Below are 12,124 nucleotides of genomic sequence, written 5' to 3' on the forward strand. Positions count from 1 at the left end.
CTACGGCCTAAAGCTACTCAACCACACCTAGCACATTTTGCCACGTGAGTGCTATCAATTTTTCAAGCATTGGGTTACCATCCTTCGGCCTGTAATCTGCGTAGAACGGCTAGCGGTAGCTAAATCGACAGCGGAATGAGAGGTTTTGACAGCTTTTTGACTAGGTTTGCCATGCGTCACATGCTACACTTCAGCCGTCTACATCATGCTGACCCAATTTTTGGCGACAGAGGAGCTTCGTTCTGATGAAAGCAAAAAATAGCCGTTTACAAGGATTTTACCAACTTTCGCCGCTTGATCGTTTGCAAGCCGTAGGGGCTTTTGATGGCTTGAACAACGATGATTTGCGGGCGCTGCATGGCGCTGGCAGCTTAACGATTGAACGCGCCGATAAGATGATTGAAAATGTAGTTGGTACTTATAGCTTGCCTTTGGGCATTGCGACCAACTTTCAAATTAATGGCAAAGATACCTTAGTTCCAATGGTTGTCGAGGAACCATCGATTGTGGCTGGCGCTTCATTTGCGGCCAAACTGGCCCGCGAAGGCGGCGGTTTTACGACCAGCAGCACCGAATCGTTGATGATTGGGCAAATTCAATTGGTGCATATCGCCGATCATGCTGCCGCTAGCGAAATTATTTTGCAACACAAGGCCGATTTGCTGGCAATTGCCAATCGGCAAAGCACCTCGCTGGTTGGCTTAGGTGGCGGGGCCAAAGATGTCGAAGTTCATTCGTTCCCTGCTAGCCCAATGGGGCCAATGTTGGTGGTGCACCTGATCGTCGATTGTTTGGATGCCATGGGTGCTAACGCGATTAATGCGATGGCTGAAGCTGTTGCGCCGCGCTTAGAGGCCTTAACTGGTGGTCGTGCTTATTTGCGAATTCTCTCCAACTTGAGCGATCGGCGCTTGGCAACTGCGCGCTGTGTGATTCCAGCCCGCGCCTTGGATCGTTCGGATCTGCGTGGCGAAGATGTGATCGAAGGGATTTTGTGGGCCTATGCCTTCGCCGCCGTCGATCCCTATCGTGCGACGACCCACAACAAAGGCATTTTGAACGGCATTGACCCAGTGTTGTTGGCAACTGGCCAAGATTGGCGCGCAATCGAGTCGGGAGCGCATGCCTATGCCGCCCGCGATGGCCGTTATACTTCGTTGACCACGTGGGAGCAAGATGCTGAAGGTAATTTGGTTGGCACCTTGACCATGCCATTGGCGGTTGGGATTGTTGGGGGCGCAGTCAAGGTGCATCCAACGGCGGCAGCTGCCTTGAAGTTATTGAATGTTAGCTCGGCCCGCGAATTGGCTGAGGTCTGTGTGTGTGCTGGTTTGGCTTCGAATTTGGCTGCAATGCGGGCTTTGGCAACTGAAGGCATTCAACGCGGCCATATGAGTTTGCACGCACGCCAGATTGCAATGAGTGCTGGTGCACCACCAGCCTTGGTCGAAGAAGTGGCTGAGCGTTTGATTGCTGAACGTTGCATCAAGCCAGCTCGTGCCGCCGAAATTGTGCGCGAAATGCACGAAACCTATGCCTTACAACGCATCGAGGTTGGGGTTCCCTGCTAAACCAACAAGCTCCTTAAGCCAAAAAGGCCAGCACCTCGTAGACAAGGTGCTGGCCAGACTTTTTTTAAGCCTCGACAATTTCGCTTTGGGCTTGGCGAAAACGCCCAATCGCCCGATATTTGGCATAGCGTTGATCGAGCAATTGATCGAGCGTGAGTGTGCTCAGCGTGCTAAGTTGCTCACGCAGGGCATTGCCAACCGCATGCACAATTGCTGCTACATCCATATGCGCGCCGCCCTCTGGCTCAGGAATAATCAGATCGGCAATGCCAAAGCTGTGCAAATCTTGGGCGGTGATTTTCATGGCTTTGGCTGCTTCCGAGGCTTTGCTCGAATCGCGCCAGAGAATTGCCGCGCTCGCTTCAGGCGAGGCAACTGAATAAACAGCATGCTCCAGCATCAACAAACGGTCGGCAACCCCGATTGCCAAAGCTCCCCCAGAGCCGCCTTCGCCGATGACCGTCGCAATAATTGGCACTGGCAAATCGGCCATAACCAACAAATTACGGGCGATAGCTTCTGCTTGGCCGCGCTCTTCGGCGGCCATGCTTGGGTGCGCGCCAGCAGTATCAATTAGGGTCAAGATCGGCATATTGAATTTTTTGGCATGCTCCATCACCCGCAAGGCCTTGCGATAGCCCTCTGGATGCGGCGAGCCGAAGTTGCGGCGCACGTTTTCTTTGGTATCGCTGCCCTTTTGATGGCCGATAATCGCAACGCTGCGACCATCGATTTTGCTAATACCACAGACCAGCGCTTGATCGTCGCCATGATGGCGATCGCCACGGAGTTCAAAAAAATCTTCACACAGCACCCGAATATAATCAAGTGTGCGTGGGCGTTGGGGATTACGGGCAATTTGCACCTTATCCCAAGGCAATAATTCAGTTAACGTTGTCACGTTTTGACCTCTGCGTGGGGCTTATTGGTGGCCCGCTACGACATGTTCGCGATGATCAGCCGATGATGTGGGTCGTTCATACAAGCGCAGCAAGCGCCCAATGGTGGCCCGCATGTCCGAGCGTGGCACGACTGCATCGATCATGCCATGTTCAAGGAAAAATTCTGCGGTTTGGAAGTGTGGTGGTAATTTCTGGCGAATGGTTTGCTCGATGACCCGTCGCCCTGCAAAGCCAATATTTGCGCCTGGCTCAGCCAAAATAATATCGGCAACCGAGGCATACGAGGCCGAAACGCCACCATAGCATGGGTCAACCAACAACGAGATATGGGGTTGGCGGACGCGGGCCAAACGAGTCAGCGCCACCGAAACTTTGGCCATTTGCATTAACGCAAAAATGCCTTCGTGCATGCGCGCCCCGCCTGAAGCGTTGATCGTCAAGACTGGTACGCCGCGATCGGCGGCACGTTCAACGGCGCGAGCGACTTTTTCGCCAAAGACGCTGCCCATCGAACCGCCCATGAAATCGAAGTTACAGGCTGCAATTTCAAAGGGCAAGCCTTCAATGCTGGCGCTGCCGCTCATCACCACGTCGTTGGTGCCGGTGCGTTCGCTGGTAGCGGCTAATTTGGCTTCGTAGTTATCTTTGGGGCTAACAAAGCCCAAAATATCGATGCCTTGCAAATCTGCATCATGCTCAACGAACGAATCAGCATCGGCCAAAATATCGATCCATTCGCGTGAGCTAATCCGCGAGTGATAGCCACATTTTGGACAAACTTTTAATGCATCATTGAATTGTTTTTGATAAGTCAATTCGCCACAGTTGGCACATTTGGTCCAGACATTATCTGGTATCTGTTGCTCACGCCGCGAAGACGTGAAGGGTAACGGCGCACGCCGAAAAAAATCTTTCAAATCATGAACCTCCACGGTCATTGTTGAGCCGTAGTGGGATTATAGCATAGCACGCAGTGCGTCATAGCCATATATTTTTGAAGCGTTTCAGTTTCTGCCAAGGCTGCATAAAAACGAACAATGTTAACCCAAAAGCGCCTAGCGGTCGATAGATTAACCAGATCGCTAGCACAACGTTGTGTTCCCAACCAACAAGCTGATTAACTGGAATCGAGCCTTGATTGGCAAAAATACAGCTTTCTGGGCTATAGCGGCTGGCGGGGCTATACCAGCTGTCGCCAAGCTGGTTTGCTTGGGCATGCACAGTGCAAATGCGCTCAAAATAGAATTGCTGCATCAGCAAGGCGGGAATCAGTAATAGCGCCACAAACACGCTACAAAATCCAACCAATAATTTGATGATCCGTTTATTGGAATGTTGTTGCATAGCTGCTCCTTGATCGGGCTTGTTGCTGATGTGCGCTTGCCCGTTTTGCGCCACAATCGCTAGGCTCTCGTTTTGAAAGGAGGCTCAAATGCAGCCTAACCGGATTAATCACCCTGAACTTGAAGCTGTTTTGGCGAGTTTGGTTGCAGAGTTACAAAACCTGCTTGACGATCAGCTGCTAGCGGTCTATTTGAGCGGCTCGATTGCGCTCGGCGATTGGGATGACGCGAGTGACGTAGATTTTATGGTTGTATTAAAAGATGAGCTTGATTTGGCCCAACTTGCTGGATTACAAGCGCTGCATGCCGCGATTTATGCATTGCCCTCGGTTTGGGCGCAACATCTCGAAGGCTCGTATATTTCCCAAGTCTTGGTGCGCCGCGCCGACCCCAACAAAACCCAGTTGTGGTATTTGGATAATGGCAGTTCGCAGTTAAGCCTATCGACCCATGATAATGAATTGGTGATGCGCTGGACGGTGCGCGAATATGGCATTGCCTTGTTTGGGCCGCCAGCAACCAGCTTGATTGAGCCGATTGATCCAGCTGAGCTGCGCCAAGAAATTCGCAACACAATGCACGATTGGGCCGCCGAGATGCGTGATGGGCAGTATTCAATAACGAACCAATGGGCGCAAGCATTTACCGTGATTAGTTATTGTCGCATGTTGCAGAGCTTAGCAACAGGTCGGATTCACTCAAAACGGGCTGGGGTTGCATGGGCGCTCGCCAAGCTTGCCCCCAAATGGCATCCTTTAATTGAAGCAGCATGGGCCAATCGGCCAAATCCCAGCCTCAAATATCGTACAGCTGCTGACCCAGCCTTGGTGGATGAAAGTTTAGCTTTTGTGCGTGCTTGTTTGGCGCTTGCGCCACGTTAGCAATAGCTGCGCATGCAGAAATTTTACTTAATTTAACATAATTGTTAACAATTCAATCGCAATTGATTAAAGCAAGCAGCCTAGGCTAGCGCTGTGACCCATCATCACAAAGGAGCCAACGCTATGACGCTTGCAACGATCAGTAGCACGACCCCACGCCTGACGGTTAAGTGTGCCACGACGAGCGCCGAAATTGAGCAAGCCTTGCGCTTGCGCTACCGCGTTTTTGTTGAAGAAGCGAATAACTCGCGGCTTTGGAACGAACATGGGCTTGAATTCGATGTTTTCGACCAATGGTGCGACCATTTGTTGGTGATCGACCAAAATTCTGAGCAAGTTGTTGGCACCTATCGTTTGCTGCCTGGCGAACGAGCCTTGGCCCAGCAAGGCTTTTATTCGCAAACCGAATTTGATCTTACGCGCTTTGCCCACTTGCGCAACGCCTTGGAGCTTGGCCGCAGCTGCATTGCCGCCGACTATCGCGGCACGCGAGCAATTCAAATGCTCTGGGGCGGAATTGCCAATTATCTGGCTGAGCGGCCACATAGCCATTTGATTGGCTGCGCCAGCATGAACCACGACGAATTGCCCGATGTTAGTGCCTTGTATAGCATGCTGCGTCAACATAACGTGATTACTGAGCGCTATAACATTCAGCCATTAGCTAGCCATCGAATGGCCGATTTGCGCTGCTTGCCGATGACCTGTAGCGAGCGCGAAATGGTGCGCCGCTTGCCGCCATTGATTAAAGGCTATCGTTGGATGGGTGCTGAATTGGCGGGCGACCCAGCCTACGATCCCTTATTTCACACCACCGATTTCTTTGTGGTTTTTGAAACTAACCAAATGACCAAGCGCTACCAACGCCATTTTGCCAGCTCGTATCAAGCAACGGCCTGAGGCGACAATGTATCAACTGCTTGCTCAATTGACCACCAATCCGCAGCGTTTGGCGCGCGTTCGGCACATTGGCGGCTGGTTGCCGCACCGCTTGGTTATTGGCCTCAGCTGGATGTTGGCCGTTGGTTTGTATTGGTTTGTGCCGCGCTTGCGCCGCCATTTGCATGCTAACCTGGCCTATGTGCTGCTTGATAGCTCGTGGTTAGAGCGGACTAGGATTGGCCTGCGCTATCTTCAACATATGCTGCTGTTGCTGTATGAAGTGCTGATTGGGATTGAGCGTTTGAATTGCGAGCATGTGCTGCTGGAAGGAACCGAGCATATTGAAGTGGCGCTGGCTCAAGGACGTGGCGTGATTCTCTACACGCCTCATCAAGGAAATTTCTTCTATAGCTACTGGCGTTTGGCGTAGCGCTACAATTGCTTGACGGTTGGTACTGCGGGCAGCCCTGAGTTGCGGCCACTTTACGAGCAGTTTCATCAGCTTGGCTGTGCTGGCTTTGATTACGATGCGACCTCGCCGCGCGAGTTAATTCGGGGGTTGCGCCAGCATTTACAAGCCAATGGCGTGGTGTTTTTGTTGGGTGATTTTTGGCGACCGAATTTCCCTGAGGCCAGCTTTTTTGGCTTGCAATCGCGCACGCCCCAAGGCGCAGCAACCTTTGCCCTCGAAGATAATGTGCCGATTGTGCCGTGTTACAGTGTGCGAGAAGGCAAGCGCCATCGGCTGATTTGCCAAGAGCCGTTGCATTTGGGTCGCAGCTTTGGCCGCAAACAACGCCGCGAGGCCACCGACGAACTCAACGAGTGGATGGCCTCAATTATTAGCGAAAACCCCAGCCAATGGCTGTATTGGTTCAATTGCCAAGAACGTTGGGAAGGCGACGACCGGCGTTTGACCGAGCAAAGCGTTGGTCAAGCCCTAGCCGTTTAGCGCAAAATATAATAGGTTGCTCGTTTTTGGCCAATCTTCAAAATCAAACCCCGATCAACCAGATCCGAGAGATCGCGGCGAATCGTTTCGGGCGAAACATCGGGGCTAAGGTCTTGCAGATCGCGATTGGTAATTCGACGATTCTCAGTTAAAAAGACCAAGGCTCCGATTTGGCGTTCGTTCAAGCCCAAGGCTTCCCATTTAGCGGTATCGATGATCGACGTGTTGGCGACATTCATGCCTTTGTTGCGCAGCGTTACCAAAAAGCCAGCGGCAGTTTCGCGAAATTCTGGTGGCGGCAAGCCTGCGTCGGCCATTTGGCGCTGCATGCGGTCGATGCCATAGCCAAGCCGTTCGATCAAGCCCAAATCGGCGAGCACTTGCACCAGCGTTTCGTTGCGGCTAAAACGTTCGGCGGCAATATTATCGATCGTGACGTGGCCCGGCAAGCGGCCTGGGCTATACACTTCCAGCCGATCGACAAACATTGCGATTCGAATGCCCTCGCCGCGCACGGTGTAATCGCGGTGGGCTACAGCATTAACCAAGGCTTCACGCACAGCAGCAGGTGGATATTCTGTCCAATCTTCGCGTTCAAGGCCAACCATGCGCGAGCCACGGCGCATATGCTCGCCAAGCCAAAGCTCTGCCCGCCGCACTTGGTCGGGCAAGGTGGTTCGAATATCAACCCGCTCGAATTCATCGCTCATTTCGTTGCCAGTGTAACGCACCAACGTCAACTCGCATTGCGGGTAATCGCGCTCGGTGGTGATGCTGAACAGTAACATTCCAGCATTGGTTGGTTGATAAACTGCTTGATTATCGCGGGTAAGGCAACCGCGGCGATACAGCCAACCCAAGGGATCGCCATCGGCGGGCGGGCCGATGCGCGCCACATACGATTGAATTTTCATCTCGCTTAAATCGCCCATGCTCACATTTTCTGGGCGAACCCGTTCCCAGCCAACCTCGCCTCGCTCAATCAGCAATTGGCGCAGGGCATTGGGTGGAATGGGAGCATTGCTTGGGCCTTCACGGCGCAAATATTTGCCATGCAAACTATACACATTCGGTAAGCCTGGCGGAACTTCAATCAGCAACACCGTTTGTTGATTGCTGGTAAGTTGTTGGGGCAATGGGAGCACTAGCGGCGGCGTACAGGCCAATGCTGCCTCTAGCGCTGCTTCTTCTGCTGCCTGAATATCTTGAACACCCTCGACTTTGGGCCTAACCCGCCCACTGATGCCAATGACTGCGCTACCGCCGTTGCCATTCGCAAAAGCCACCAACGTTTCAGCCAAATCTTCAGGCCGAAAGCGTTCGCGGAAGCAGGCTAGCATCTCACTTTCGCCGTTTTCAAGTAACTGTTCAAGCATACACAACCCCAAACATTCAATAGGGCTGCAATTATAGCATAGGGCTTGGTTCTTTGTCCGATCAATTGGCTAAAGGAAAGTTATGAGTTAGAAACGCTTAAAACCCTTTCTTAGTTATTGCAGATCTAACTTTTTCAGGGTATAACAATGCTTGGGTATTTGTAAAAATGGATATTTGCTGGGAGGTCGATTTTGCTCAAAAAACTACAGGCGATTGCGAGTGATTTAACTCAAAAATGGCAAACCGTAGCCCAATTTAATCCTGAAGATCAATTGAAGTCAAGTGTTGAAAAGATTATTAAAGAGATCTGCCAAACTATGCTTGGCAATTCGCAAATTAATGTTGTGACTGAAGTTCAAGAGCGATCCATCGCTGGTAGGCCGGATATGGGCGTTTCTCAGGCGGGCTTAATTATTGGCCATATTGAATTAAAAGCGCCTGATAAAAAGGCTGACCCGCGCAAATTTGCCGCTAAAAGTGCCGATGCCAAACAATGGCAAAAATTCCAACAATTGCCAAATCTGATTTATACCAATGGCAACGATTGGTTGTTGTTTCGTTCTGGCGTTCTTGTTGAGAATCGACGAGTTAGTTTCATTGGTGATGTTACGAGCGACGGTGCAAGGGCAATCAACAAGGCGAATGTTGATAACTTGATCGAGCTTATTCGTGATTTTATGTTGTGGCAGCCCACTGTACCGCGTAACCCTAAAGAATTGGCCCAACTATTAGCACCGCTGTGCCTTTTGTTGCGCAGCGATGTTTTAGAAGCTTTACCAGACCCCGAATCTCCTTTAAGCATTTTGTTCAAAAATTGGCAAACATATCTGTTCGCTGATGCCAGTGACTTTGAATTTGCTGATGCCTATGCCCAAACTATGGTTTATGCCTTATTGTTAGCGCGGCAAAATGGCTTGGCATCAATCACGATCGATCAGGCGGTTAGTAATTTGCGTACGGGCCATCGCTTGCTGTCCGATACGCTCAAGCTATTAGGAGATTTGGATGCCCGTGAGGTAATTGCTACCTCGATTGATGTGATTGAACGAATTATTCAGGCAGTTGATTCGTCGATTTTTGCTAGTGGCGGTGATCCATGGCTCTATTTTTATGAAGAGTTTTTGGCTGCCTATGATAACAATTTGCGCAAACAGCGTGGGGTTTACTACACCCCGATTGAGATTATTCAGGCCCAAGTTGGCTTAGTTAATCAGTTGTTGACTCAGTATTTCAAAGCACCTTACGGAATGGTTGATCCTAAGGTCGTCACGCTTGACCCAGCCACTGGTACTGGAACCTATCTCTTAACTGCCTTGCAAGAAAGCCTCAATCTGGTTGATCGTGATCGCGGCAAGGGTTTACGCACCCAGTATGCTAGTTTTGCTGCCCAAAATATGCATGCCTTTGAATTACTGGTTGGACCATATGCGGTTGCCCATTTGCGGTTTTCGCAGGCAATTGCCGCCGAAAAGGCTCAATTGCCTGCCGATGGGGTGCATGTGTATTTGTCCGATACCCTTGATTCACCTAATAATGCCCCGCCCCAGCAATTAACTTTAGTGCTAAAAAGCCTGAGCCAGGAACAAAAACGTGTAGTCAAAGGTAAAGCAATCAACCGAAGTATTGGTATGTATTGGCAATCCACCCTACAATCGCCAAATCATTGATGAAGAGCAACAAGATAAGGTTGAACGTAAGGGTGGCTGGGTACGGTTTGGAAGCAAACACGAACCTCCAATTTTTAATAGCTTCACTCAGCCAGTTATAGATGCAGGAAAAGGTGGGCATCTTAAAAATATCTATAACGATTATGTGTATTTTTGGCGTTGGGCAATGTGGAAGGTTTTTGAACAACCCCAATCGCAACAAGGTGGAGTGATTAGTTTTATCACGGCCTCATCGTATTTGCGTGGCCCAGGTTTTGCAGGGATGCGCCAACACATGCGCCAAATCTTCGATGAGTTGTGGCTAATCGATCTAGGAGGCGATAATATAGGCGCACGTAAAACAGAAAATGTGTTTGCAATTGAAACACCAGTGGTCATTGCAGTAGGTGTACGCTACACTTCACCAAAACCAACTCAACCTGCAACTGTCCACTATTGTTGTATAGAAGGTACAACAGAAGAAAAATTAGCCCAAATAGCCAAGGTCAAACAATTTAGCGACCTCGTCTGGGAAGCTTGTGGCACTGGATGGTTTGATCCATTTATTCCTGCAGCAAGCGGAGCTTATGCAACATGGCCTAAAATAACCGATTTGTTTCCATGGCAAATTAGTGGCATGCAATATAAACGGACATGGCCAATTGCGGCAAATCAATCAACCATACAGCGCCGTTGGGAGTATTTTATTAAAGCAGAAAATAAAGCAGAACTATTTAGCGAAACCCGTGATCGCAAGGTTGATAAGCTGTATGGTACATTAACCGATAAAACAACCCGCTTGCCAGCGCTCAGACGCTTAACCGATCCTAAAATACCTATTACAATTGAACAAATTGGCTATCGCAGTTTTGATCGCCAATGGGCAATTGTTGATAATCGGGTTGGCGATTTTTTACGGCCCGATTTGCATACCGCCAATAGCGAACATCAAATCTATTTTACCAGTCTACTTACAGATGTACTTGGTTCAGGTAGTGCAGCAGTTATTAGCCATCTAATCCCAGACATGCATTATTTCCGCAATCGCGGGGGCAAAGATGTTATTCCCTTATGGCGTGATGCGGCGGCGAGCCAAGCCAACGTGCCAGCAGGTTTATTAGACCACCTTGCTAGTGAGCTTGGCTTCGAGCTGAATGCGCTTGATCTCATGGCCTATTGCTATACCCTATTGGCAAGCCCAACCTATACTGCACGTTTTGAAAGCGAGCTACGCACGCCGGGGCCGCGTATTCCAATCACCAGCGATGGCGAACTTTTTCGCACAGCAGTAAGTTTGGGTAAACGCCTGATTTGGCTGCACAGCTATGGTCAACGCTGTGTGCCAAGCGATCAACCAAAGGGTATCGTGCCACGAGGGCAGGTGCGATGCGATGCTGGCACAAGCCAAAGCGAATATCCTAATGTCTATCATTACGATGAACAACAGCAACAACTTACCATTGGCACAAGCGGTGTATTTAGCCATGTTCGGCCCGAGGTATTTAATTTCAGCGTTTCGGGCTTGAAAGTTGTACAATCGTGGTTGGGCTATCGGATGGCCGAGCCAGCTGGGCGTAGTTCATCGCCGCTTGACAAAATCTTGCCCGAACGCTGGGAATTTGATGATGAATTGCTAGAACTGCTGTGGCTGCTTGATCACACAATTGATCTACAACCTCAACTCGCTGAACTGCTTGAGCATGTACTGAATTCGCCGTTGTTGCTTGCTGATGATTTGCCAGAACCTAGCGATCTAGAACGAGCCGCGCCCAAACCAATTAAACAAACTCAGACCAAAATGCCGCTTCAATAATCCAGCGTTGTGTTGAGTGTATGATTTGGTTGTAGTCTAGCGCCTCGCCCGCGCGTGAGGTAGCAGTCCACCTAGAGACCATGGGTTTGCCGCGATTCGCGGTGCTGCCACCAAACCAAAAGCCCCTCGCCCGCGCCACGGGCGAGGGGTTGGGGTGAGGGAATCACTTCATTTACTCAATCAACTTGCCAAGTTGGCGCAAATGGTTTTTGACCGCCTCGGCGATTGTAGGATCGGTGGCTAAGAACTGCGATTGGGGTGGATACATCCCGCCTGAGCGTGGATGAAACGAATAGACGAGTTTGCCTTGGAGTTCGGGATTTTCCATCAGAATAAAATCTTGCGATAAGGCCATAGCTGGATAATCAAAACGGCGAGGGCTAATTGCTGAAACGACCTTGCCGCCAAATAAACGTTGTTCTTGAAAAACCACAATAAATGCGCCATCACCGCCCCACATATAGCTAGGCGCATCAAGATCGGTTTGACCCCAAGGATTGGTAAAGGTGATGGTTTGGGTGGACCAATGATAGCTGAGCAAGAGATCCTCGGTCACGGTGAAAGCAGCCTGCGCTAATGGTACAGCCTGCAAAATCTGCCACGCCGTATCAGCCGTGGGGCCAAGCCCTGGCACAGCATCTTGATCGAAGATATAAACCGCAAACTGGTTGGCTGTGGGTGGTGGTTGCTTAGTTTGGGTACAACCAACGAGCAATACCAAGAGCCAACAATAATAGCTCCAGCGCATGGTCAACCT

Annotated in this window: 10 protein-coding genes and 1 pseudogene; 6 read left to right on the plus strand and 5 right to left on the minus strand. The window is 50.3% G+C overall.

All coding sequences use genetic code 11. From position 1 onward, the window contains the following. The first annotated feature begins 245 nt into the window (after positions 1-245). Positions 246-1,571, plus strand: coding sequence for a hydroxymethylglutaryl-CoA reductase, degradative (locus tag JOD20_RS08360; RefSeq protein ID WP_204754831.1), 1,326 nt, complete (start codon positions 246-248; stop codon positions 1,569-1,571). 64 nt (positions 1,572-1,635) lie between these two features. On the opposite strand, the gene JOD20_RS08365 is transcribed toward JOD20_RS08360, so the two are convergent. The 3 genes from JOD20_RS08365 to JOD20_RS08375 form a co-directional block, all read right to left on the minus strand. Further along, positions 1,636-2,472, minus strand: a complete 837-nt coding sequence (locus JOD20_RS08365; protein ID WP_204754832.1) for an acetyl-CoA carboxylase carboxyltransferase subunit alpha — start codon at positions 2,470-2,472, stop codon at positions 1,636-1,638. Between the two features lie 21 nt (positions 2,473-2,493). Continuing rightward, on the minus strand, positions 2,494-3,390 hold the full coding sequence (accD, locus tag JOD20_RS08370) for an acetyl-CoA carboxylase, carboxyltransferase subunit beta (RefSeq protein WP_204754833.1): 897 nt from the start codon (positions 3,388-3,390) through the stop codon (positions 2,494-2,496). Between the two features lie 61 nt (positions 3,391-3,451). Then, the gene (locus JOD20_RS08375) at positions 3,452-3,817 is read right to left on the minus strand and encodes a hypothetical protein (protein WP_204754834.1); all 366 of its coding nucleotides are present in this window, start codon (positions 3,815-3,817) and stop codon (positions 3,452-3,454) included. A gap of 88 nt (positions 3,818-3,905) precedes the next feature. Here JOD20_RS08375 and JOD20_RS08380 point away from each other — a divergent pair, with 88 nt between their 5' ends. The 3 genes and pseudogenes from JOD20_RS08380 (at position 3,906) to JOD20_RS26400 (ending at position 6,531) form a co-directional block, all read left to right on the plus strand. Then, positions 3,906-4,697 carry a nucleotidyltransferase domain-containing protein gene (locus tag JOD20_RS08380; RefSeq protein ID WP_204754835.1) on the plus strand — a complete coding sequence of 264 codons (792 nt, stop codon included), beginning with the start codon at positions 3,906-3,908 and terminating at the stop codon, positions 4,695-4,697. Positions 4,698-4,820: 123 nt separating this feature from the next. Further along, positions 4,821-5,597 (plus strand): GNAT family N-acetyltransferase, encoded by a 777-nt coding sequence (locus JOD20_RS08385; protein ID WP_204754836.1) that lies wholly within the window; start codon positions 4,821-4,823, stop codon positions 5,595-5,597. A gap of 7 nt (positions 5,598-5,604) precedes the next feature. Next, positions 5,605-6,531 (plus strand): annotated as a pseudogene (locus tag JOD20_RS26400) (lysophospholipid acyltransferase family protein). On the opposite strand, the gene JOD20_RS08400 reads toward JOD20_RS26400, so the two are convergent. Next, on the minus strand, positions 6,528-7,907 hold the full coding sequence (locus JOD20_RS08400) for an ATP-binding protein (RefSeq protein ID WP_054534895.1): 1,380 nt from the start codon (positions 7,905-7,907) through the stop codon (positions 6,528-6,530). The pseudogene JOD20_RS26400 and the gene JOD20_RS08400 sit on opposite strands and share 4 nt — an antisense overlap. Before the next feature lie 192 nt (positions 7,908-8,099). Here JOD20_RS08400 and JOD20_RS08405 point away from each other — a divergent pair, with 192 nt between their 5' ends. After that, positions 8,100-9,575, plus strand: a complete 1,476-nt coding sequence (locus JOD20_RS08405) for an N-6 DNA methylase (RefSeq protein ID WP_204754839.1) — start codon at positions 8,100-8,102, stop codon at positions 9,573-9,575. Between the two features lie 166 nt (positions 9,576-9,741). Next, complete coding sequence (locus JOD20_RS08410; protein ID WP_204754840.1) at positions 9,742-11,367, plus strand: type ISP restriction/modification enzyme; 1,626 nt, start codon at positions 9,742-9,744, stop codon at positions 11,365-11,367. Positions 11,368-11,539: 172 nt separating this feature from the next. On the opposite strand, the gene JOD20_RS08415 is transcribed toward JOD20_RS08410, so the two are convergent. Continuing rightward, positions 11,540-12,115 (minus strand): hypothetical protein, encoded by a 576-nt coding sequence (locus JOD20_RS08415; RefSeq protein ID WP_204754841.1) that lies wholly within the window; start codon positions 12,113-12,115, stop codon positions 11,540-11,542. Positions 12,116-12,124: the final 9 nt, after the last annotated feature.

The sequence above is a fragment of the Herpetosiphon giganteus genome (assembly GCF_016907925.1).
Taxonomy (GTDB): Bacteria; Chloroflexota; Chloroflexia; order Chloroflexales; family Herpetosiphonaceae; genus Herpetosiphon; species Herpetosiphon giganteus.